This window comes from Streptomyces sp. NBC_01622 (genome assembly GCF_045209635.1).
GTDB lineage: Bacteria > Actinomycetota > Actinomycetes > Streptomycetales > Streptomycetaceae > Streptomyces.
Window position 1 is genome coordinate 9,456,033 of sequence record NZ_CP109293.1, and the last position, 22,119, is coordinate 9,478,151.

A 22,119-nucleotide genomic window follows, 5' to 3' on the forward strand; every position below is an offset into this window, starting at 1 on the left:
CAAGGAACCCCCGACATGAGCAACCCGTTCGAGAACCCCGAAGGCGTCTACTCCGTCCTCGTCAACGACGAGGGCCAGTACAGCCTGTGGCCCGACTTCGTGGACGTACCGGCCGGCTGGACGGTCGAGCACGGCCCCGCCGCCCGGCAGGAGTGCCTGGACCACATCGAGGCCAACTGGACGGACATGCGGCCGAAGAGCCTGGTCGACGGGGCCTGAGCACACGAATGGGGGGGCGGATCCGGACTCGGACCCGCCCCCCCCATTCGCATGCGCAGGTCAGGATGCGGGCTGCTCCACCTTCGTCGACGTCTTGCCGTCCACCGCCGCCGCGAGCTGCGGCACCAGCCGGTCCAGGACGTAGGGGATGCTCAACACGGTAGAGAGGGATACCGCGTTGCCGTACTCACTGGTCTCCTTGATGAAGACCTCGCGGCCCTGCTTCACCACGTTCAGGTCGCCGTAGATCTTGTCGTCGTGCAGCTTGGTGACGGCCGTGGTGGTGTCCGGCACGATCCACACGGCGACCTTCTGGTCGAGCAGGTCGTAGCGCTCCTTGCTGATGTTCGCGCCGAACGTGTCACCGATGACCTTGTCGAGGTCCTTCGGGAGCGAGAAGCCCAGGTCGGACAGGAGGCGCGAGCGCGGGTCCTGGCTGCCGTACACGAAGACGCCCTCGTACGGGGTCGCCATGACGGCGGAAGTGCCGGCGAAGGCGGGGTTGGCCTTCTTGGCCGCCTCGAACTTGGCCTCGACGCCCGCCACCAGGGTCTTGGCCTCGGCGGACTTGCCGAGCGCCTGGCCGATCTCCTCGGTCTGCTGCTGCCACGGCACGCCATAGTCGTTGTACGCCTTCGGCTGGGCGACGACCGGCGCGAACTGCGACAGGCTCTGGTACTGGGCCTTGGTGAGGCCCGAGTAGACGGCGAGGATCAGATCGGGCTTCAGGGCGGCGATCTTCTCCACCTGTGGTCCGGTGCCGGTGTCCTTGAGGACCGTCGGCGCAGCCGCGCTGCCCAACTTGTCCTGGGCCCACGGGCCGATGGCGCCCTTGTAGCCGCCGAGCCACTCGGTCGTGCCGACCGGCACCTTGCCCAGCGCGAGGACCGCGTCCTGGTCGGTGAGACCGACGGTGACGATGCGCTTGGGCTCGGACTTGATCGTCGTACTGCCGAACTTGTGGGCGATCGTCACGGGGAACGCGTCGGCGGAGGCCTTCGCCTCCGAGCCCGACGTGTTGGTGGAGGACGAGGTGGAGGAGGAGTCGGAGGAGCCGCAGCCCACCGCCGTGACGGCCAGCAGGAGTACGGAGGCGAGCAGGCCGGACAGCCGGGAGGCTCTGGTGGCGCGGGGCATCGGATGATCCTTCTGTTCGTCGCGATGGGTCGGCGGGGGGTGACGGGTTTAGGGGGTGTCGGAGGAGCGGCTGCCGGACCAGGCCTGCCAGAGAGCGGCGTACTGGCCCTGGGCGGCGAGGAGTTCGTCGTGCGTGCCGTTCTCCACGACCCGGCCGTCACTGAGGACGACCACCCGGTCCGCGGAGGCGGCCTGGCTCAGCCGGTGCGCCACGACCAGTGCCGTGCGGCCGCGCAGGGCCTGTTCGGCGGCTTCGTCGAGCTGACGGGCGCCCGAACTGCCCGCCTCCGCCGTCGCCTCGTCGAGCACGACGACCGGCGGATCCGCCAACAGCAGCCGGGCCAGGGCGAGTTGCTGAGCGCGGTCGGCGGTCAGCCGGTGACCACCGTCGCCCACGACCGTGTCCAGGCCCTCCGGCAGCGCCTCGGACCAGCCGAGCGCGCCCACCGTTTCGAGCGCCTCCCGCAGTTCCTCGATGTGCGCGTCCGGGCGGGCCAGCCGCAGATCGTCGACGAGCGGCCCGGCGAAGACATGGACCTCCTGCGTGACGAGCCCGACCAACTGCCCGGCCTCGTCCGGCTCTTCGCCGCCGACATCGATCCGCCCCGCCTGCGGGCGGTGCAGCCCTGCGACCAGCTTGGCGAGCGTCGTCTTGCCCGCACCGGTCGTCCCGACCAGCGCGACCCGCTCCTTGGGCCGGATCTCCAGGTCGACGTCGTGCAGCACCGGGCGGCCCGGCACATATGCGTGCGAGACTCCGGTCAGCGTCACGGACGGGGGTCCGGCCGCGGTCGTACGGTCGTCAACGCGCCCGGCGACCACCGGCGCGGGTTCGTCCACGACCCCGACGAGGCGTGCCAGCCCCGCTGTTGCCGACTGGGCGTCGTCCAGCAGCACCAGCGCGGTGTTGACCGGCCCGAAGAGACTGTGGAAGTACAGGGCGGCCGCGGTGGCCGTACCGACCGAGGCGGACCCGTCGCGCACCAGCAGGAACCCGGTGATCAGGACGGCGGACAGACCCAGGTACTCGGCGATGTGCAGCCGACTGTAGAAGCGCAGCATCAGCCGCACCCCGCTCATCGTCAACTCCACGGCCACACGCGAGCGTTCGGTGACCTGCCGGGTGTGCCCCTTCTGCAGCCGGTACGCCCGTACTGTCCGGGCCCCGCCGATGGTGTCCAGCAACTGCTGCTGCTGGGTCCCGGTCGCGATGCGCTCCTTGGCGTACAGGGGAACGGCGTTGCGCACATACCAACGGGCGGTGTGCGCCTGCACGGGCACGGCGATCAGCGCGGCGAGCAGGAACCGCCAGTCCAGCAGGGCGAGCGCGCCCAGGGTCAGGACGATCGACAACGCGGACCGCGCCAGTTCGGGCAGCGCACCGCGCACCGCGTCCGCCACCCGCGAAACATCCCGCGTGACACGGGAGTTGAGGTCACCGGAACCTGCCTTCTCGATCCGGTCCAGGGGCAGCGACAACGCCCGCTCGACGAACAGTTCGCGCAGCCGCGCGAGCGCGGTCTCCCCGAGCCGGGACACCAGCGACATGCCCAGCGCGGTCGTCACCCCTTGGACCACGGCGACCCCGGCCAGCGCGACCACGGGCAGCGTGAGCGCGTCGGGGGAGCGGAGCTCGGTGACCACGTCGACGATATGGCCCAGCAGCGGCTGGGTGAGCAGCCCGACGGCGGTGGCGACCACCATCAGCCCGAACCCGGCGAAGGCCAAGCCCCGCTGCGGACGCAGAAGTTCGCGCACAGCGGCACGGGTGCGGGCGGGCGTGGCGGTGGGGAGGAGAGCCCGGTCGGAGTCCGTCCGTATGTCTTCCGTCGTCATGCCAGCACCGCCGTCCGGTAGGTCGCATCGGTCCGCACCAGATCCGCGTGGGTGCCCTCGGCGCCGACGCGCCCGGCGTCGAGGAGGATCACGTGGTCGGTGACGGCGAGGAGTGCCGGGCTGTTGGTCACGACGATCGTGGTGCGGCCCTGCCGGAACTCGCGCAGCCCCTCCGCGATACGGGCCTCGGTCACCGTGTCGACGGCCGTCGTCGGATCGTGCACGACCAGGACGGGCGACCCGACACGCAACGCCCGTGCCAGTAGGACGCGTTGACGCTGCCCGCCCGACAGGGATCGACCACCCTCACCGACACCGGTGGCGGTCCCGTACGGCAGCGACTCGGCGACTTCGTCGGCGCGGGCGGCGGCCATGGCGCGCTCGGTAAGGAGATGGTCGCCATCCGCACCCGGAGCTGATTCCTCCTCCGGAGTCACGTTCGCCGCCAACGATCCGTCGAACAGGGCCGCGTCGTGCGCTGCGACCAGCACCGTCGCCCGAAGTCCCGTCGGATCCAGCCGAGTCAGCGGTACGCCGTCCAGCTGCACCGAGCCCGACTCGGGGTCGGTCTCCCGTCCCAGACAGCGCAACAGGGCTTCGGCGCCGGACAGATCGGTCACCGCGATACCGGTCAACTTCCCGGCGGCCAGGTCGAGATCGATGCCGTCCAGGCCACCGAGCCGGACACCCCGCAGTCGCAGTCCGCCGCGCACGGGCTCGGCGACCGGGTCGTCGCCGCCCACGATCGCGGGTCCGGCGGCGAGCACCTCCGCGACCCGGGCGGCCGAGGCGCGGCCCTGCGCCAGCTCGGCGTTGACCCACGCGAACGTCTCCAACGGCCCCAGCAGGAACAGCGCGAGCCCCACCGCCGACACCAACTGCCCCAGCGTAAGGGACCCGTTGAGGGCGAGCCGTCCGCCCACCAGGGCGATCAGCGCGATGAATCCACCGGTGAGCGCGAGTACGAGCCCGGTCTGCCAGGACTCGGCGCGCGCCGAACGCAGCGTGGCGGCGAGGGAGATACGACTCGTACGCCGATACCGCTCGACGGCGGCCTGCTGCGCCCCGAGCCCCTTGAGCACCCGCAGCCCGGCCACCAGGTCGGCGGCCACGCCCGAGGCATGGGCGGCCCGGTCCTGCTCGGCCTCGCTGCGCCGCTCCAACGGCTTGGACAGCAGATGCCCCAGCCACAGCAGAACAGGCGTCCCCAGCAGCACGATCAGCCCGAGCGTCACGGAGATCAGCAGCAGCGCGACGGCACTCACGGCGACCCCGGCGATCGCCCAAATCCCGCTCATCAGCGCCATGTTGACTGCGCCTACCCGCTTGGCGTCCTCGGTGGCGACATTGGCGAGTTCGCCGGGCAGCCGCCCTTCCTCCGCACCGCCCCGGGCATCGAGCACCCGGCCCACGATCGCCAACCGGAGTGTGTGCGCGGCCTCTTCGGCACCGCGCTCACCGGCCTTGGCGCCCAGCCGGAAACTCCACGACAGCGTCACGTACATGAGGGCCAGTGCGCCGAGCCAGAGCATCAGACGTCCGGCGTTCTGACCTGCGACGGCCTGGTCGATGACGACACCGATGAGCACCGGCACCAGGGCTTCCCCCAGTTGGTGCACGCATCCGAGCGCCGAGCCGAGAGCGACGCTTCGTAGCTGTCCCTTGACCGAGCGTGCCAGGACGTCCCGCCCCGACAGTTCCCCTGCTCCCACCAGCCACCCTCCGGAAACCGGTCAACTTAGGCAAGGCTACCTTAAGTGAATTGGGGGAAGTGGGAGCCCTTTCCGCCCGCCCAGTAGGTAACGGAGCGGTTCCGATGCGGTCGATCGGCGGGGGCGTCGACGCGTGACGCCGAGCGGTAGGCTTCCCAAGTGCGCCCATGTGCGCGGCGCACGCCCGCAAGGCAGTACGTGAATTCGGGAGGACCGGCGGTGCACGTCCAGGAATGGCTCGACACGGTTCCCCCGGTGGCCGTCTACGCCGTGGTGGCGCTGGTCATCGGGGTGGAGAGCCTGGGCATCCCGCTGCCGGGCGAGATCGTCCTGGTCTCGGCGGCACTGCTCTCCTCTCAGCACTCCGGCATCAATCCGATCGTCCTCGGCGCCTGCGCCAGCCTCGGCGCCGTGACCGGCGACTCCATCGGCTACGCGATCGGCCGCAAGGGCGGACGCCCCCTGCTCGCCTGGCTCGGCAACAAGTTCCCCAGACACTTCAGCGAAGGTCATGTCGCCACCGCCGAGCGGTCCTTCGAGAAGTGGGGCATGTGGGCCGTCTTCTTCGGCCGCTTCATCGCCCTGCTCCGCATCTTCGCCGGCCCGCTCGCAGGCGTACTGCACATGCCGTACTGGAAGTTCCTGACCGCCAACCTCCTCGGCGGAGTCATCTGGGCGGGCGGCACCACGGCAGTCGTCTACTACGTAGGAATCGTCGCCGAGGACTGGCTCAAGCGCTTCTCGTACTTCGGCCTGGCGGCGGCAGTACTGGTGGGCCTGGCCTCCATGCTGATGGTCAGGCGGAAGGCCCAGAAGATGTCAGCAGAGAAGAACCAGCCCGAGCCGGTCAACGCAGGCGAGTAAAGCCCCAAAGGGGCGCGGGGCTGTGTTTGATGTGCGGCTCCGCCGCGTGGGCGCGACCAGCCACAACGAACCGGCCACCCGCCAACGGTCTACTCATGCACCCCCTTGTGCGCCTTGGCCAACTCCGCATACATGGTCCCGTTGAGGGTCAACCCCTCCCGCTCCTCGGCACTCAACTCCCGCCGCACCTTCGCCGGCACCCCCGCAACCAGTGACCCCGCCGGCACAACCATCCCCTGCGGCACCAACGCCTGCGCAGCGACAAGCGAACCCGCCCCGATCACCGCCCCGTTGAGCACCGTAGCCCCCATCCCGATCAAACAGTCGTCCTCGACGGTCGCCCCATGCACAACGGCGTTGTGCCCGACGGACACCCGCTCCCCGACGCTCACCGGAAACCCGGGGTCGGCGTGCAGCGTGCAGTTGTCCTGAATATTGCTGCTGGCTCCGACGACGATCCGCTCGACGTCACCGCGCAACACGGCGCCATACCAAACGCTCGCCCCCGCCGACACCGACACGTCCCCGATCACCGAAGCCGTAGGGGCGACGAACGCCTCCTCGTCGACCCTCGGTTCCCGGCCGCCGATACCCGTGATCAACGCCTTGTGCGTCATCGTGCTCTCCCTCTCGTCGAAGACACCCGCACCGTATGTCATGCGGTAGGGCGAAGATCACAGCGGCCGGACCTCATGGGTGCGGCTCACGCTGAGTACCGTGAGCGGGTGCCCAAGCGCAAGAACACGTTCTCAGAATGGCGGCGCCACCTCGCGCAACGCGCCGTCCACGCGGGCTGGGCCTGGGTGCAGCGCACGGGCTCCGTGACCGCCGCACACCCGGGACGGTTCCGCTTCGGCGCGATGGGAACAGGTACCAGACTCGCCTTCCCGCTGGGCACCGTCTTCGGCGAACCGTGGATCCACCTCGGCGCCCACTGCATCGTCGGCGAACAGGTCACCCTCACCGCGGGCCTGATGCCCGACCTCGACCTCGGCCCCGACCCCATCCTGCGCCTCGGCGACGGCGTCGTCCTCGGCCGCGGCAGCCACGTCATCGCCGACACGACGGTCACCATCGGCAGCGACTGCTACTTCGGGCCGTACGTCTACGTCACCTCCACGAACCACTCCTACGACGACCCGCACGAGCCCATCGGCAAGCAGTGGCCGCGCATGGAACCCGTCGAGATCGGTCCGGGCTGCTGGATCGGCACCGGCGCGGTGATCCTGCCGGGTGCGCGGATCGGCCGGAACGTGGTGGTGGCGGCCGGCGCGGTGGTCCGGGGCACGGTGCCCGACCATGCCGTGGTGGCGGGGGCGCCCGCACGGGTCGTACGCCGCTGGACTCCGGCGGAGGGCTGGCAGCCACCGCTGCGGACCCCGGCGCCGGTGCCGATCCCCGAGGGTGTCACCCCGGACCAGCTGAACGCGCTCGCGGGCCTGGACGAGGAGACCGCGGCGCGGCTCGCCGAACTCGACGACGACACGATCGCGCGGCTGGCGGAACTGGACGCGGAGACCTGATCCGGCGCCGGATCCTGATCCTGATCCGAACCGTTTGCGCGCCAGCCGCCAGCCGCCAGCCGCCAGCCGCCAGCCGCCAGCCGCCAGCCGCCAGCCGCCGGTCCCGGCCCCGCACCTCCGCCGTCAGTGCCGGGTGCCCAGTCGTCGGCCTTGGTCCCGAGCTCTGCCGCCGGCCACTTCCCTTCGCTTCACCCCGTAGCCAGCAACAACGTCCCCACCAGCACCAATCCCGCCCCCGCCGCCTGTACCGCCCGCAGTCGCTCACTCAGGAATCCGCGCGCGGCCAGGGACGTCACCACCGGGTAGAGCGAGGCGAGCACCGCCGCCACGGTCACCGGCCCGTGCTGCGCGGCGATCGAGTACGTCCCGTTGGCCGCGACGTCGGCGAGTCCCACGAAGGCCAGCGCCGGCAGCGAGGCCCAGCGGAAGCCGCCCTCCGGGAGCGCGGTCCCGCCCCGCCGTACGGAGACGTAGAGCGCGGCCCCGCCCGTGGCCACGTTCGTCAGCCGCTGCACGAACAGGGCGAGGAAGAGACCGGTGACACTGGTGGACGCCTCCGCGATCAGCGCGAACACCGTGCCGAAGCCGAGCGCGGCGATCAGCGTCAGCAGGATGGTCTGCCGCTGCACAGGCGCACCCCGCAACTGCGGACCGCCCGCCAGGACGACCCCGGTGACGGCGACCGCGATCCCCGCCACCTGCATCAGCCCGGGCCGCTCCCCGAGGAACAGTCCGACGCCGACCGGCACGGCCACGCTCAGCGTGGCGAGCGGCGAGACGACGCCCATCGGGCCCAGCGCGAGCGCCTTGTAGAAGGAGAGGAGCGCGATCGGCCCCACCAAGCCCGCCGCGAACGCGAACCACAGTCGCGGCCCGGCCTCGCTCCAGCCACCGCTTGCGACCACGACCGCGCCGAGCACGGCCGCCGCGATCCCCTGCGACACGACGACCACCGTCAGTGCCGGGGATCGTCTGGTCAGCAGACCTCCGCCGAAGTCGGCCAGCCCCCACAGGAGGCTGGTGGCCAGGGCGAAGAATGCTGTCACGGGGTGCCTCGCAGTACAGTTCGGTGAACAATCGGGTGCATCACACCGTAGTTCAGCAAAGTGAACCCTGTCATCCACAATATTGAACTGAAGGTATGGGGCGGAACGTGTCGGACCTCGACCTGCTGAACCAGTCCCTGGCGCGCAACGTCAAGCACTGGCGCTCGGTGCGCGGCTTCACTCTGGACGTGCTGGCCGCGCGGGCCGCCGTGAGCCGGGGCATGCTCATCCAGATCGAGCAGGCCCGCACCAATCCGAGCATCGGTACGGTCGTCAAGATCGGTGACGCCCTCGGTGTCAGCATCACCACCCTGCTCGACTACGAACAGGGCCCGAAGGTCCGCATCGTCTCCGCCGACCGGGCCGTACGGCTCTGGCACACCGAGGCCGGCAGCTACAACCGCCTCCTCGCCGGCACCGAGGCACCCGGACCGCTGGAGATGTGGGACTGGCGGCTGATGCCGGGGGAGAGCAGCCCCTCCGAGCCCCACCCCACCGGCACCGTCGAACTCGTCCATGTCACCACCGGCGAGCTGACCCTCACCGTGGACGGCGAGGACCACCTCGTGCCGGCCGGCGCGAGCGCCACCTTCGAGGCCAACACCCCGCACATCTACGGGAATCGGGGCGAGGTGCCGATGGAGATGGTGATGGCGGTCTCCGTCCCGCCGGTGCACCGCGACACCCCGTGAACGGCCGCCGTACGACTGTTAGCGTGCCGTCATGCGCGCACCCATCGGGCGGTTCGACCACGCCACCCCCGCCCCCGACTGCCTCGGCGAACTGACCCGCCCGGTCGCCGACGCCGTGCGCGACTGGCACGGCGGCGTCCCGGCCGACCGGATCGTCTACGTCGACACCGACCCGGAGTGGGCCGACACCGCCACCTTCGTCGAGCACTACGGCCGGGAGTTGCTGGGGCAGTCCGCGAACTGCGTGGTCGTGGCCGGGAAGCGCGGCGGCGAGACCACGCTGGCCGCCTGTGTGGTCCTGTCCACCACCCGTGCCGACGTCAACGGCGTGGTCCGCCGCCAACTCGGCGCCCGTAAGGCCTCGTTCGCGTCGATGGACACGGCGACCGGCGAGAGCGGCATGGAGTACGGCGGCATCACACCCATCGGACTCCCCGCCGACTGGCCGGTGTTGGTGGACTCCGCAGTCGTCGACCTCCCCTACGTCCTGGTCGGCAGCGGACGCCGCCGCGGCAAACTCCTGGTCCCCGGCAAGGCGTTCGCCGAGATCCCGGGCGCGGTGGTGCTGGAGGGGCTGGGCGTCGCCTGACCCGCTCCGGACTCAGGCCATGCTGTGGTGGTGGGCCAACTCCCCGTGCGGGTCGGCCTCGCCCGGCACCGGTGCCGGGTCGGCGTGGACCAGGGCCGCGGTGAGTCTCGGTACCGCGTGCAGCAGCGCGTGTTCCGCCGCCACGGCGACGGCGTGGGCCTGCCGTACCGTCGCCTCGCCGTCCACGACCACCGCCACCTCGGCGCGCAGCCGGTGCCCGATCCAGCGCAGCCGCAACTCGCCCACTCCGCGCACCCCTTCGACCTCCCGCACGGCGTGCTCGGCCCGGTCCACGAGTTCGGGGTCGACGGCGTCCATCACCCGCCGGAACACCTCGCGTGCCGCGTCCCGCAGCACCAGTGCGATGGCGGCGGTGATCGCCAACCCCACGAGGGGATCGGCGAGTTGCCACCCCAGTGCCGAGCCGCCGGCGCCGATCAGCACGGCCAGCGAGGTGAACCCGTCGGTACGGGCGTGCAGTCCGTCGGCGACCAGCGCGGCCGACCCGATCTCCCGCCCGACCCGGATCCGGTATCTGGCCACCCACTCGTTGCCGACGAAGCCGGCCAGCGCGGCGCCCGCGACCGCCATGACATGCGTGACGGGCCGCGGATCCAGCAGCCGGTCCACCGCCGCCCAGGCCGCGAAGGCAGCGGACGCGGCGATCGTCAGCACGATCGCGATACCGGCCAGGTCCTCGGCCCGGCCGTAGCCGTAGGTGAAGCGCCGGGTCGCCGCGCGGCGGCCGAGCACGAACGCGATGCCCAGCGGTACGGCGGTCAGCGCGTCCGCCGCGTTGTGCACCGTGTCGCCGAGCAGCGCGACCGACCCGGACACCACGACCACGACCGCCTGCACCAGCGCCGTCGCACCGAGCACCGCGAGCGACACCCAGAGCGCGCGCATACCGCGGGCCGAGGACTCCAGGGCGGAGTCGAGTTTGTCGGCGGTCTCGTGGGAGTGGGGGGTGAGGAGATGGGTGAGGCGGTGGCGGAGACCCTTGGGGGCGTGGTGGTGATGCTGGTGCTCGTGGTCATGGCCGTGGTGGTGCTGGTCGCTCACGTGCGTCCCCTTCCGGTGCGCTGGTGGACGTACGGCGTCCACAGAGCCATTATGTGCGTATGAGCGCACGCACGCACCTATCACCTGCGCACGATGCGCACCCGCGTACCCCGGGCGAGGAACAGTTCGCGCTGGCCGCCGAACTCCTGGCCCTGCTCGGCGACCGCACCCGCCTGACCCTTCTCCATGCCCTGACGGCGGGCGAGTCCGACGTCACCACGCTCACGGAGGCGTGCGACGCGGCCCGCCCGGCCGTCAGTCAGCACCTGGCGCGGCTGCGTCTCGCGGGACTGGTGACCACGCGGAAGGAGGGCCGCCGGGTGATCTACTCGTTGAGCGACGGTCATCTACGACGGCTCGTCGACGAGGCGTTGAACGTGGCGGACCACCGGCTGAGCGACCGCCCGCCGCACGACTGACGGTCCGTCAGCCGGCCGGGTCCTTGCCGAGGTACGACTCCGCGAACGCAAGCCCTGCGGAAGGGGATTGGAAGACCCGGCGCAGCCGGGCGAGGGTGGTGCCCGCGAGGTACGGGTCGCCGGACGAGGCGCCGTGGTACACCTCGGAGAGCCACCGCGAGAACTCCTGGTACTCCCAGACCCGGCCCAGGCAGGCCTCGGAGTAGTCGCCCAGGCCCGCCGATTCGCCCCTCGTGAGGTGGGCGACGAGCGCGTCGCCGAGCAGGAACGCGTCGTGCAGGGCGAGGTTCATGCCCTTCGCGGCGATGGGTGCGGTGAGGTGGGCCGCGTCGCCCGCGAGGAACAGCCGGCCGAACACCATGGGTTCGACAACGTAGTTGTGCATGTCGAGCACGCGCTTCTCGATCAGCCGGCCCTCGGTGAGTGGCGGGGCGCCGGTCGCGGCGAGCCGGTGCTGCAGCTCGGACCAGACGCGTTCGTCCGGCCAGTCGGCGGGGTCGTCGCCGGGCGGGCACTCCAGGTAGTAGCGGGTGACTTCGGGGCTGCGCGCCATGTGCCCGGCGAAGCCGCGCGGATGGACGCCGAACAGGACGCAGTCCGAGGACGGCGGCGCCTCGGCGAGCAGCGCGAGCCAGCCCATGCCGTAGTCGTGCCGCGCGGTGCGGGCCCGCTCCGGGGGTATCGCGGCCCGGCTCACCCCGCGCGCACCGTCGCAGCCCGCGACGAAGTCGCCGTGGACGAGCTGCCGTTGACCGGTTTCGGGGTCGGTGTACGACACCGCCGGGCGGTCGGTGTCCAGGTCGTGCAGCTCGACGTCCCGCACGCCGAAGCGGATCTCGCCGCCGCGTACGTCCGCGTACTCCCGCACCAGGTCCGTCACCAGCAACGGCTGTGGATAGACGTAGTGGTGATGGCCCGTCAACTCCGTGTAGGAGAACCGGTGCCGCTGCCCGCCGAAGCGGAACTCGCACTGGGTGTGCCGCTGCGCCCGTTCCAACAGGTTCTGGGCGAGGCCCCGTTGCTCAAGCCCGCGGACGGCCCACTCCTCGATGACTCCGGCGCGTGGCCGCTGTTCGATGAACTCCCTGGTTTCCGTCTCCAGGATCAGACAGTCGACTCCGGCCGCGCGCAGGATGTTGCCGACGGTGAGCCCGGCGGGACCGGCGCCCACGACGACGACCGGAAAGCGGGGAGTGGACGGCGAGTTGGGGTGGGGGGAGGCAGAAGTCACCGGCCCAGTATGACGGCGTCGCGACAACCGAAACCGGCCGCCTGGACGGCGGCCGGTTCGGCTCGCGGGGGAGGAGGGACGGATCAGTGCGCGGGCGCGTCCGTGATCACGACCTCGTCGATGCTGCGCTCGATGTCCTCGACCGTGGACGAAGTCGCCTTGGCCCAGTAGTAGATGCCGAGGGAGAAGGCGGCGATGACCAGGATGTCCCACCACAGCGGGATGTTGCCCTGGCCGCCGAAGCCGCCCTGCCAGGAGATCAGGCCCATGCCCAGCAGGTAGACGGGCAGCCACTGCGCGGCCCGGAAGTCCAGTCGGGGCGCGTCCGGCAGGTTGTTGCTGTGGGCGTAGTAGGCGTAGCCGCCGAGCAGGAGGTAGCCGAGCAGGATCGCCAGGCCGAGCCGCCACAGGGTGTCCCAGCCGGCCCAGTAGATGATGAGGTTGGCGACCACGAACGACAGCGGCGAGATCACCTTGCCGGCCGGCAGCCGGTACGGGCGTTCCAGGCGCGGCAGCTTGTCGGCGAAGACGCCGTAGGCCAGCGGAGCGCCCGCGTACATCAGCACGCTCGCCGAGGTGATGAAACCGACCAGCTTGTGCCAGCTGGGGAACGGCAGGAAGCAGATCACGCCGGTCACGAAGGACATGATCAGGCCGAACCACGGCACACCGCGCGCGTCGGTCTTCGTGAAGATCTTGGGGGCGTAGCCGTTCTTCGCCAGGCCGTAGGAGACCCGTGAGGTGGCCGTGGTGTAGATCAGGCCGGTGCCGCCGGGGGAGATGATCGCGTCCAGGTAGAGGATCCAGGCCAGCCAGCCGAGACCCACCAGGGTCGCCAGGCCGGCCCACGGGCCGCTGTCGCCCTTGAACGCGAGGTGGCTCCAGCCGTTGGCGAAGGTGCTGTGCGGCAGTGCGGCGATGAACACCACCTGGAGCAGGACGTAGATGACGGCACCGATCGCGACCGAGCCGAGCGTGGCGCGCGGCAGGTCCCGCTTCGGGTTGCGGCTCTCGCCCGCCAACTGGATGGCCTGCTCGAAGCCGAGCAGCGCGAAGATGATGCCGCTGGTGCTGATCGCGGTGAGTACGCCCTTGGCGCCGAACGGCGCGAAGCCCTCCGAGTGGAAGTTGGCCGGGTGGAAGTTCCCCACGGCGACGACGAAGATCGCGCCCAGCGGGACGGCTATCTTCCACCAGGTCGCGGCGCTGTTGGTGTGCGCCAGCACTCGTACGCCGAAGAAGTTCACCGCGACGAAGACCGCCATGAGCACGACCGCCACCAGCAGACCGCTGGTCGTCAGGGTCTTGTCGGCGTGCTGGAAGTGCTTCGCCCACGACCAGTGGCCGGCGTAGCCGATCATGGCCTCGACCTCGATCGGCGCCACGGTCGCGGCCTGGAGCCAGGAGAACCAGCCGAACGACATGCCCGCCAGTCCGCCGAACGCGTAGTGCGGGTAGCGGGCCGTGCCGCCCGCCACCGGGAACATGCCGCCGAGTTCGGCGTGCACCAGCGCCAGCAGCACGATCGCGACCGCGCCGATCACCCACGAGATGATCGCCGAGGGTCCGGCCTGGATGACCGCGTCGTGTGCGCCGTACAACCACCCGGAGCCGATGATGGAGCCGACGGATGCCCACGTCAGCCCGATCAGGCCGACGTCCCTCCGCAAGCCGCTCGGATCCCTGGTGGCCTCCGGAATGGACTGGTCAACGGTCACCATGTCAAGAGGCCTCTCGAAGTCAGCACGCATGCTTAACGGACGGGAGGCCTCAGGCTAGGAATGAATGAATATTTACAGAAGTCCGTTGCCTGAAACTTGACTTGTCTTAGAGATGTTCTTTGACATGTTCACAGGCTTCTTGCAGCGCCTTCTCACTGTGTCGGCCTCAGCCGCGGCCAAGCCTCGGGATCTCGATCGCCGGGCAGCGGTCCATCACCATGTCCAGGCCCGCTGCCCGGGTCCGCTCATGGGCGGCCTCGTCGATCACGCCGAGCTGGAACCAGACGGCCTTCGCGCCCTTGGCGACCGCCTCGTCCGCGACCGCCCCGGCGAGGTCGCTGTTGACGAACACGTCGACGACGTCGACCTCGAAGGGGATGTCCGCGAGCGAGGCGTATCCCTGCTCGCCGTGCACCGTCTCCGCCTTGGGGTGGACGGGGACGACGCGCTTGCCGAAGCGCTGCAGAACCTCCGCCACGCCGTACGCCGCGCGGGACCGGTTCGAGGACAGGCCCACGACCGCCCAGGTGTCACCGGACTCGGTGAGGATCTTGCGGACCGTTGCTGAGTCGCCGTACACGCTCGGCCTCCTTGGTGTGCGTGCGGAGTCTGACACGTGACACAACGGCGCGCGGCGGGCGGGGATTCCCTCAGTCGGAGACCACCGAGGTGTTGAGGCCCTTGTCGTAGTGGTTGTGGGCGATCTTGATCCCGGTACTGCCGTGGAAGACGAACAGCGGCGAGGTGTAGGGCGGCTGGTCCGGTGCGGCGAGGCGGCGGACCGTGTTGCCGGTGAAGGTGAAGCCGCCGACGCTCTTGGCGTTGACGACCGTCACGTCACCGATGTCGAAGGAGTTGTGCTCGACCGCGATGTTGTGGTGCACGGGGTTCGCCGGGTCGATGACCTGGTTTGTCGGTTCCACGAAGATGACCGGACCGGTGGGCCGGGTGAAGGAGTTGTCGCGGATCGTCAGGTGGGCCACCGGGCCGGACTCGAACCACTGGTAGGCGTCGGCGGAGACGTAGATGCTGGCCATGGACATCGCGTCGAAGTGGTTTCCGCTGATCAGGACGGGCTTGCGGGTGGTGACCAGGATGCCGCGGGTCGGGACGTTGCGGAACGTGTTGCCGGAGATGACGACCGACGGGGTGGCCGTGATGTTCTCGACGACCGTGCCGCCGATCTGCACCCCGGCGGGCACCGGCCGGTCGAAGGTGACGTTCATCGTGGTCAGCGGCTTGTCGTGGTCCATGCCGCTGGGGCCGTCCACGGCCGTGACCTTCGCGTGCGGGTCCGTCACCGGGGTCATCGTGCGCTGGGTGGTGAACTCGACCTCGTCACCCGGAGCGAACTGCGGGAAACCGGCGGTCTGCGGGTGCTCGTAGGCGAGGGTGAGGGTGTTCGGTCCCGGCTGTCCGACCACTTCGAGGTAGGTGCCGTGGATGTTGATCGGGTCGTCGTGCGGGCCGTCGAAGAGGCTCCGGGTGATGGAGACCCTGCCCTTCACGCCGGACATCTGCACGAAGTCCGCGAACGAGGCCGTGGAGCGGCCGGACTTGGGATCGGGCGCGAAGTTCACCTTGTCGATGCTGATGTTCTCGCTGAACTGCCCGACCACACCGAAGGATTGGAGGTAGTAGGCGTTCATCGAGCGCATCGTGACGTTCTTGGACTGCCAGATGAAGGCGCCCGGCTCCGTGCGTTCGATGAGCCGCATCTGGTAGACGAGACCGGCGTCCGGCGGCTGTGCCGCGGTGGTGTAGTCGATGCGGATCCGGCGGTTGCCGAGGTCGGTGACCGAGGAGACGTCGTTGAACAGCGGGTTGTCGCCGCGCCAGGTCTTCTGCGCCTTGGGGTCGTGGATCTGGGTGTACTGGAGTCCGTCCTCGCCCTGCCAGTACGGCTGTCCGGTGGCCGGGCTCTTCTCGCCGAGCCAGGTGATGTGCGTGCCGTTCACCTGGTACGGGCTGCCGGCCGGGATCGACAGGACGCGGTAGGCGTGTCCGTCGCTGACACCGGCGGTCGCCACGGTCGCGTCGACGACCTCGGGGGCCGCGTAGTCGAACGAGAAGTTCTGGAAGGTCACATCGGTCGAGCGGATCGACGCGGACGCCGTCTGCAGACCGTGGTAGACGAGCTTCGCCCCGCCGCCGTCGACGGTGACGTCGTGCATGTCCTCGATCAGCAGCCCGATCTTCTTGTCCCGGTAACGCTGGTCGGCGCCAACGGTGTTGGAGACATACAGTTCCCGCGTCTCGGCCCGCTCGGGGTAGAGCTGATAGGTGCCCTTGGAGAAGGCGATCCTGACCGGCCGCCCGTGATCGACCTTCTTGGCATGTCGCAGCGCCGCGACCACGGCGGGCGTCGAGTCCGTCCGGCCCGTCGGATCGGCACCGTACGCGTCGACTCTCACCACCGCGGGCGCGGGCGTCGCTCTCGACGCCGCGGCGACGGGACTCCCGCCGCCCACGAGCAGCGCGAGCGCCACCCCCAGAAACACGAACCTAGACCGAGACATAGCCCCTCCGGAGCATTCATGAGTCGCCAAACACCCGATGAATAAACGGAGTTACGGCCGGTTCATGCCGGTCGGATCTCCGACTGGAGTGTCCATAGATCCGACCTCTGGGTCAATGGTCTGGACGAGCAAGGGAGTTCAGGCTTTCGGCGCCGCCGTGCTCGCGCGGATCACCAGCTCGGGGTCGAAGAGGAGCTCACCGACGGGGACGTCACGGTTGCCGACCAGGGCGAGGACGCTGCGGCCCGCCTCCGAGGCCAGCCGGTCGGCCGGCTGGCGGACCGTGGTGAGCGGCGGGTCGACGAAGTCCATGATCATGGAGCCGTCGTAGCCGACGACCGACACCTCGCCCGGGACGTCGTACCCCTGCCGACGCGCGCCGCGGATCGCGCCCAGCGCCATGTAGTCGCTGGCGGCGACGATCGCCGTCGCGCCCCAGCCGAGCAGCGAGATCGCGGCGGACTGACCGCCCTCCACGGTGTACGACTGCCGGACCACCCACTGCTCCGCGTCCTCGACACCACGCTTGGCGAGCGAGGCGACGAACCCGCTGACGCGCCGGTCGGCCGGCCGGTTGCCCACCGGGCCCGAAGCCATGCCGATACGGCGGTGACCGAGCCGGTGGAGATGGTCCACGGCGAGTTCGGCGGCCAGCAGATCGTCGGTGGAGAAGACCGGCGCCTCGCTCACGCCCTCGAACCTGCCGTTGATCCCCACGAACGGGATCCTGCGGGAGCGCAGGAGTTCGTACGCCTGCGGATCCGCGCCCTCGATCGTGTTGCTGGCCGAGAGGAAGACCACGGCGGCCACACCCCGGTCCGCGAGGGAGGTCACGAAGTCCAACTCCTGGACCCCGCCCGGGAAGCACGGGCACAGGACCGTCTTCAGACCATGCGGGGCGAGCACGGACTCGATCCGCTCGGCGACATCGGCGAAGAACGGGTTGGAGACCAACTCGGTGACGACCGCCACGAGTTGCCCCCGCGTCTGCCGCTCATAGCCGAGGTCGGTCATCGCCTGCTCGACGGCCTCGCGGGTCCTGCGGGACACGCCCTGGCGCCGGTTGATGACCCGGCTGACCGTGGCCTCGCTCACCTGCGCCCGGTCCGCGACCTCGGTGATGCCGACCTTCATACCGTTCCCTCCACCCCGACTTGCAACAGTCGGATGAAAACTTTCAGTCCAACCTCCCGCGCAACATAGCAGCGAAACTGCATGTCTTCCATGTTTCTTGCGCATGACCATTGAACCGCCACTTCGGCCCCTGCTAGCTTTCCGGCCACCACGCGGCGCCCATCCCGCAGTGACCGAAGACCCGGGAGACCCGATGAAGCCCTCAAGGCTCATGCTGCTCACCGCTGTTGCCCTGCTCGCACCGATGGCTCCCGCTCTGTCGGCCACCGCGTCCGCCGCCCCCCGCCCCCAACTCGCCATCCCCGACCCCGGGTTCGAGAACGGCGGCACCGGCTGGACCTTCACCTCGGGCGCCGGCGTCGGCACCGGCAACCGGCACGGCGGTGAGCGCTTCCTCTACCTCGACGCCGGAGCCGGCAAGAGCGGCGAAACGACCATCGTCGTGCCCCGCGACGGCAGTTACGACTTCTCCGCGTGGATCGGCAGCGCCGGCACCGGCGGCACGTACACGATCCGGCGCAACGGCGTGACCGTGCAGACCATCACCCTGCCGCAGCACCCCGGCTACGCCCGCTACACCATCAGCAACGTCAAGCTGAGGACCGGGGACCGGCTGCAGATCGAATTCGGTTCCGGAACCTCCTGGGTCAACGCCGACGACCTGATGATCTCGCCCGCCGCGCCCGCCGACCCCAAGGTCACCTCGTCCGACCCCGCGGTGGTCGAGATGTTCGACTGGGCGCAGAAGAAGGCCAACAGCTGGGTGCAACTGCCCGGCACGGTGGGCCCGGTCAACGTCGACGAGTACCAGACCGGCGGCACCGGAACCGCGACGTACGAGCCCACCTACTGGGCCGGATACGCCAACCGCAGCGCCTACTACTCCCGCGACATGACCCACCAGCTCGCCGGCGCCCACCTCATCGGCCTCGACACCGAGAACGAGACGATGCTCCGCTCGTACGCGGCGTCGGCCACCGCCGAGAGCAAGTACTTCCCGGTGTGGTCCCTCAACTTCGACGCCAAGACCTATCTGAGCATCGACTACAAGAGCCCGGACAACTTCGTGCGCGAGGTGCCGGCCGTCTTCGAACTCGTAGAGAAGGCCGCCCAGGCCTACCAGTGGACCGGCGACCGCAGATACGTCGACGACCCGGTGCTGTGGGACTTCTACCGGCACGCCACCGAGCAGTTCATCGACCTGCACGACTCCGCCAAGGACAACGGCAAGGTCAAGGTCGCCGAGGGCACCGGCCAGGGCATCTTCGCCGGCGCCGCCAGCTACAACGAACAGGACGGCGACGACCTCGCCGAGGCCGGCGACACCATCGCCTCGGAGTACCAGGCGTACCTGGCGATGGCCGTGCTCGCCCGCGGCAGGGGCGACACCAAGCTGGCGAAGACCTACGACAAGCGGGCCGCCGACCTGAAGACGTACTTCAACGACAACTGGAGCGGCACCGGCAGCGGCGCCGACATGGTCCGCGCCTACACCGTCTCCGGCAGCCCGGTCACCGGCTGGGGCAAGGAGAACAGCGTCTTCATGCCGATGAAGCAGATCATCGACCCCGGCCCGCGCAACGACGCCTACCTCGACTACATCGAGCAGCAGGAACTGGGACCGCAGGGATCACCCAACATCGAGTCGACGACGTACCTGCCCGACATGTTCTTCAAGAACAACCGCGCCGACACCGCCTGGCAGTGGATGCAGAAGATCTACGGCGAGCGCGAGACCCAGCACGTCAACTCCAGCCAGGGCCCCGACGGCGACTACCCCGAGGTGTCGTTCACCCTGGTCAGCCAGACCATCCAGGGCCTGATGGGCATCACACCGGACGCGCCGGACCATCGGGTGACCACCCAGTCTCAGCTGCCGACCGGCATGAAGTGGCTCCAGGCGGCGGACGTCCCCATCGGGACGGGCACGGTCACCGTGCGGCACGACGGCGCCACGAAGACCACGCTGACGAACAACTCCCGCAAGGACTCCTACAGTTGGGAGGCCCGCTTCCCCGGCGTCCACAAGAAGATCAAGGTCAACGGTGTCCCGCAGCACGTGCGCGTGAAGACGTTGCACGGCGTGACCTACACCTACGTGACGCCGACGGTCCGGGCCGGGGCGACGACGGTCGTGCAGGTCAGCGACTGACGCGAACTCCCGCTCACCGAGGGCCCCGTAGCGCGCCGGCGAGATCGTCGAGATACCGCGCGACGGGGCCAAGCGTGAGCAGACCACTGCCCGCCCCGGCCAACTCGAGCGCAGCGGGCGCCAGTTCGTCCCTCGCGCGCTCCATCGTGTCCCGGTCGCCCACAGTGAGCGCCGCCCGCGCGGCCAGGCACCACAGCGCCTCGAACAGCAGATCGCGCGGCGGCTCCGGGAGTGAACGCAGCGCGGTCCGGGCGTAGTTGGGCTGTCCCTGGGCCAGCGACACGAGCGGGCGGGCCCACGGTTCGTACGGCCCCCAGTCGATGTGCTCGTCGGTCTGGGCGGGCTGCCCGTGCCGCACGCGCAGGCACAGCAGGGCGAGCGGAAGCAGCCCGTGTTCCAGCCCGGGCATACCGGCTCCGTCCAGCCGTCGCGCAGCGTCCTGGTAGGCCGTCGCCACCTCCTCCAGCCGCGCACTCCCGCTTTCGGCGAGCCGCAGCACTCGATACCACTGGGTGAACACGCCCACCAGCGGCAGTTCATGACGCTCCGCCAGTTGCTCGGCGGCTGCCGCGTGCCGATCCGCTCCGGTGAAGTCGGCGAGGGCGCTGCGGGCCTGGAGCCGGACGAGATGGCCGAGCACTTCGTGGGTGACCAGGCCGTGCCGGGCGGACAGGGCGACCAACTCGGCACCGATTACGTCCCGTTGCGGGGCGAGACCGGCGCGCTGGAAGGTCTGCATGAACACCCCGTTGAGGGCGAAGACCAAGAGCGCGGGGTCGTTGAGCCGGCGGGCGATGCCCTCCGCCTGGCGGGCGGCCTGGGGCCCGCGCGCGGAACGCGTACCGCGTGACTCCAGGGCGACCGTGGCCAACAGGCGGGCCCGCACCGCGAGATGGGCGTCCGGCGGGAGTACGGCAAGGGTGCGCTCGGCGGCGGCCACGGTCTCCGCCGCCGGCCGGGGGTCGTCGACACGGGTCCAGATCGCGGGGACGTCGTAGGCGCCGATCACCCGGGCGGTGAGCTCCGGGTCGCCCAGTTCGGCCGCCGCCGTGATCGCCGCGAGCCGGTGCCCACGGGCCGCCTCCAGCCCAGCGCCACCGGTCACCGCGAGATCCCGCAACAGCCCCACCGTCGACTCCAGCCGCACCCGGGCACCGGCCGCCACGGTCCGGTCGTAGGCGGCGGTGGCGGCTGCCCATACGTGCTCCGCGGGACCGCCGACCGCTTGCGGCCGGGGTCGCTCCACGGGGTCACCGTCTGCCTGGGCTTGCGTTCGTGCTGGTGGGCTGTCGTCGCCTTGCGCCCGCGCTGGTCGCGGCGGTTCGCCGTCCGGTTGGGCTCGTCCCCGATCCGGCGGGCCGCCAACGGTCTGCGCCCGCGCCCCTTCCAGCAGACCTCCGGGCCCAGGATCGAGGTGCGGAGCATGCGCGAGGACGTCCGCCTCCAAGCGGCGCAGGGCCGGGCCCGGGTCCGTGCCGAGTTGTTCCACCAGGAGGGTGCGGGCCCGGCGCAGTACCGCGAGTGCGTCGCCCTGGCGGCCCGTGCGGTAGAGGGCCAGTGCCAGCAGCCGCCAGGCGTTCTCGCGCCAGGGGTGATCGGCCGCATGCGCGTCCAGGTCCGGCACCGCCTCCGCCGCCCGCCCCAGGGCGAGTTGGGTCTCGGCCCGGCGTTCGACGGCGTGCAGCCGCAGCTCGGCAAGGCGGGAGCGTTCCGCGCGGGCCCAGGTCTCGGCGCCGAAGTCGGCGTAGGCCGGACCCCGCCACCAGCCGAGCGCCTCCTCCAGCCGGACCAGTGCCCGGTCCTCCGGCAGCGCTCCGGCAGCGGTCACCGCGCGCTCGAACCGCCAGGCGTCCACGGCCTCCGGTGCGGCCCGCAGCGCATACCCCGGTCCCTCGGTGACCAGCAGCCGGGCCGGAGCGCGCGGCGGGCGCTCCGGTTCCAGGGCCCGGCGCAGCGCGGCGACGAAGGTGCGCACCGCGCCCACCGCGTCGGCGGGCGGCTCCTCCCGGCCCGCCCACAGATCCTCGACCAGCCGTCCGACCGGGACGACCCGGCGCCGGGCCACGAGCAGCCGGGCCAGCACCGCCCGGTGTCGCGGCCCCCGCAGGGCGATCACGTCCCCGGCACCGTCCCAGGCCGACACCGGCCCCAGCACCCCGAACGCGACCTCCATCACCGACCACCCTTTCCGAGGCATCGTCCCAGGTCACGGTAGCGCGCTCACCCGTTGCTCATCGGCGCGCGGCAGGCTCGGAGACAGCAC

19 protein-coding genes are annotated in these 22,119 nt (G+C 70.4%); 7 read left to right on the forward strand and 12 right to left on the reverse strand.

The window, feature by feature from the left end:
- Positions 1–15: 15 nt before the first annotated feature.
- The gene (locus OH768_RS43825; protein WP_406462197.1) at positions 16–219 is read left to right on the forward strand and encodes an MbtH family protein; all 204 of its coding nucleotides are present in this window, start codon (positions 16–18) and stop codon (positions 217–219) included.
- A 60-nt stretch (positions 220–279) separates the two neighbouring features.
- On the opposite strand, the gene OH768_RS43830 is transcribed toward OH768_RS43825, so the two are convergent.
- From OH768_RS43830 to OH768_RS43840, 3 genes are read right to left on the reverse strand one after another with little or no spacing between them, the layout of a single operon-like run.
- Entirely contained in the window at positions 280–1,356 is a 1,077-nt protein-coding gene (locus tag OH768_RS43830; protein ID WP_406462199.1) for an iron-siderophore ABC transporter substrate-binding protein, read from the reverse strand.
- Positions 1,357–1,404: 48 nt separating this feature from the next.
- Entirely contained in the window at positions 1,405–3,192 is a 1,788-nt protein-coding gene (locus tag OH768_RS43835; RefSeq protein ID WP_406462200.1) for an ABC transporter ATP-binding protein, read from the reverse strand.
- Positions 3,189–4,904 carry an ABC transporter ATP-binding protein gene (locus tag OH768_RS43840; RefSeq protein WP_406462202.1) on the reverse strand — a complete coding sequence of 572 codons (1,716 nt, stop codon included), beginning with the start codon at positions 4,902–4,904 and terminating at the stop codon, positions 3,189–3,191. Before OH768_RS43840 ends, OH768_RS43835 begins: the two co-directional genes overlap by 4 nt.
- A gap of 219 nt (positions 4,905–5,123) precedes the next feature.
- On the opposite strand from OH768_RS43840, the gene OH768_RS43845 reads away from it, so the two are divergent.
- Positions 5,124–5,768 carry a DedA family protein gene (locus OH768_RS43845; RefSeq protein WP_406462204.1) on the forward strand — a complete coding sequence of 215 codons (645 nt, stop codon included), beginning with the start codon at positions 5,124–5,126 and terminating at the stop codon, positions 5,766–5,768.
- An 89-nt stretch (positions 5,769–5,857) separates the two neighbouring features.
- Here the strand turns inward: OH768_RS43845 and OH768_RS43850 are convergent, their stop codons facing one another.
- Positions 5,858–6,385, reverse strand: coding sequence for a gamma carbonic anhydrase family protein (locus OH768_RS43850; protein ID WP_406462206.1), 528 nt, complete (start codon positions 6,383–6,385; stop codon positions 5,858–5,860).
- Between the two features lie 108 nt (positions 6,386–6,493).
- Here OH768_RS43850 and OH768_RS43855 point away from each other — a divergent pair, with 108 nt between their 5' ends.
- Positions 6,494–7,291 (forward strand): acyltransferase, encoded by a 798-nt coding sequence (locus tag OH768_RS43855; RefSeq protein ID WP_406462208.1) that lies wholly within the window; start codon positions 6,494–6,496, stop codon positions 7,289–7,291.
- A 188-nt stretch (positions 7,292–7,479) separates the two neighbouring features.
- Here OH768_RS43855 and OH768_RS43860 read toward each other — a convergent pair whose 3' ends face one another.
- On the reverse strand, positions 7,480–8,337 hold the full coding sequence (locus OH768_RS43860; RefSeq protein ID WP_406462209.1) for an EamA family transporter: 858 nt from the start codon (positions 8,335–8,337) through the stop codon (positions 7,480–7,482).
- A gap of 107 nt (positions 8,338–8,444) precedes the next feature.
- On the opposite strand from OH768_RS43860, the gene OH768_RS43865 reads away from it, so the two are divergent.
- The gene (locus OH768_RS43865; protein ID WP_406462210.1) at positions 8,445–9,029 is read left to right on the forward strand and encodes a helix-turn-helix domain-containing protein; all 585 of its coding nucleotides are present in this window, start codon (positions 8,445–8,447) and stop codon (positions 9,027–9,029) included.
- 31 nt (positions 9,030–9,060) lie between these two features.
- Positions 9,061–9,618 carry a YbaK/EbsC family protein gene (locus OH768_RS43870; RefSeq protein ID WP_406462212.1) on the forward strand — a complete coding sequence of 186 codons (558 nt, stop codon included), beginning with the start codon at positions 9,061–9,063 and terminating at the stop codon, positions 9,616–9,618.
- A 12-nt stretch (positions 9,619–9,630) separates the two neighbouring features.
- Here OH768_RS43870 and OH768_RS43875 read toward each other — a convergent pair whose 3' ends face one another.
- Entirely contained in the window at positions 9,631–10,680 is a 1,050-nt protein-coding gene (locus OH768_RS43875) for a cation diffusion facilitator family transporter (protein ID WP_406462214.1), read from the reverse strand.
- A 59-nt stretch (positions 10,681–10,739) separates the two neighbouring features.
- On the opposite strand from OH768_RS43875, the gene OH768_RS43880 reads away from it, so the two are divergent.
- Complete coding sequence (locus tag OH768_RS43880) at positions 10,740–11,099, forward strand: metalloregulator ArsR/SmtB family transcription factor (RefSeq protein ID WP_362978478.1); 360 nt, start codon at positions 10,740–10,742, stop codon at positions 11,097–11,099.
- A 7-nt stretch (positions 11,100–11,106) separates the two neighbouring features.
- Here the strand turns inward: OH768_RS43880 and OH768_RS43885 are convergent, their stop codons facing one another.
- The 5 genes from OH768_RS43885 to OH768_RS43905 all read right to left on the reverse strand — a co-directional run bounded on the left by OH768_RS43885 (position 11,107) and on the right by OH768_RS43905 (position 17,704).
- Positions 11,107–12,330 (reverse strand): 4-hydroxybenzoate 3-monooxygenase, encoded by a 1,224-nt coding sequence (locus OH768_RS43885; protein WP_406462215.1) that lies wholly within the window; start codon positions 12,328–12,330, stop codon positions 11,107–11,109.
- An 83-nt stretch (positions 12,331–12,413) separates the two neighbouring features.
- Complete coding sequence (locus tag OH768_RS43890) at positions 12,414–14,051, reverse strand: APC family permease (protein WP_406462216.1); 1,638 nt, start codon at positions 14,049–14,051, stop codon at positions 12,414–12,416.
- 166 nt (positions 14,052–14,217) lie between these two features.
- Complete coding sequence (locus tag OH768_RS43895; protein WP_406462217.1) at positions 14,218–14,631, reverse strand: CoA-binding protein; 414 nt, start codon at positions 14,629–14,631, stop codon at positions 14,218–14,220.
- 70 nt (positions 14,632–14,701) lie between these two features.
- Positions 14,702–16,552: a right-handed parallel beta-helix repeat-containing protein gene (locus OH768_RS43900; RefSeq protein WP_406462218.1), complete on the reverse strand. Its 1,851-nt coding sequence runs from the start codon at positions 16,550–16,552 to the stop codon at positions 14,702–14,704.
- Positions 16,553–16,708: 156 nt separating this feature from the next.
- Entirely contained in the window at positions 16,709–17,704 is a 996-nt protein-coding gene (locus OH768_RS43905) for a LacI family DNA-binding transcriptional regulator (RefSeq protein ID WP_406462220.1), read from the reverse strand.
- A gap of 193 nt (positions 17,705–17,897) precedes the next feature.
- Here OH768_RS43905 and OH768_RS43910 point away from each other — a divergent pair, with 193 nt between their 5' ends.
- Positions 17,898–19,856 carry a hypothetical protein gene (locus OH768_RS43910; protein WP_406462222.1) on the forward strand — a complete coding sequence of 653 codons (1,959 nt, stop codon included), beginning with the start codon at positions 17,898–17,900 and terminating at the stop codon, positions 19,854–19,856.
- A gap of 13 nt (positions 19,857–19,869) precedes the next feature.
- Here OH768_RS43910 and OH768_RS43915 read toward each other — a convergent pair whose 3' ends face one another.
- Entirely contained in the window at positions 19,870–22,029 is a 2,160-nt protein-coding gene (locus tag OH768_RS43915) for a BTAD domain-containing putative transcriptional regulator (protein WP_406462223.1), read from the reverse strand.
- Positions 22,030–22,119: the final 90 nt, after the last annotated feature.

Excerpts from the sequence above, each read along its gene's own strand:
- OH768_RS43890 (WP_406462216.1), bottom strand. The coding sequence starts at position 14,051 with ATGGTGACCGTTGACCAGTCCATTCCGGAGGCCACCAGGGATCCGAGC.
- OH768_RS43830 (WP_406462199.1), bottom strand. The coding sequence starts at position 1,356 with ATGCCCCGCGCCACCAGAGCCTCCCGGCTGTCCGGCCTGCTCGCCTCC.
- OH768_RS43915 (WP_406462223.1), bottom strand. The coding sequence starts at position 22,029 with ATGGAGGTCGCGTTCGGGGTGCTGGGGCCGGTGTCGGCCTGGGACGGT.
- OH768_RS43910 (WP_406462222.1), top strand. The coding sequence starts at position 17,898 with ATGAAGCCCTCAAGGCTCATGCTGCTCACCGCTGTTGCCCTGCTCGCA.
- OH768_RS43825 (WP_406462197.1), top strand. The coding sequence starts at position 16 with ATGAGCAACCCGTTCGAGAACCCCGAAGGCGTCTACTCCGTCCTCGTC.
- OH768_RS43850 (WP_406462206.1), bottom strand. The coding sequence starts at position 6,385 with ATGACGCACAAGGCGTTGATCACGGGTATCGGCGGCCGGGAACCGAGG.
- OH768_RS43905 (WP_406462220.1), bottom strand. The coding sequence starts at position 17,704 with ATGAAGGTCGGCATCACCGAGGTCGCGGACCGGGCGCAGGTGAGCGAG.
- OH768_RS43870 (WP_406462212.1), top strand. The coding sequence starts at position 9,061 with ATGCGCGCACCCATCGGGCGGTTCGACCACGCCACCCCCGCCCCCGAC.
- OH768_RS43835 (WP_406462200.1), bottom strand. The coding sequence starts at position 3,192 with ATGACGACGGAAGACATACGGACGGACTCCGACCGGGCTCTCCTCCCC.
- OH768_RS43880 (WP_362978478.1), top strand. The coding sequence starts at position 10,740 with ATGAGCGCACGCACGCACCTATCACCTGCGCACGATGCGCACCCGCGT.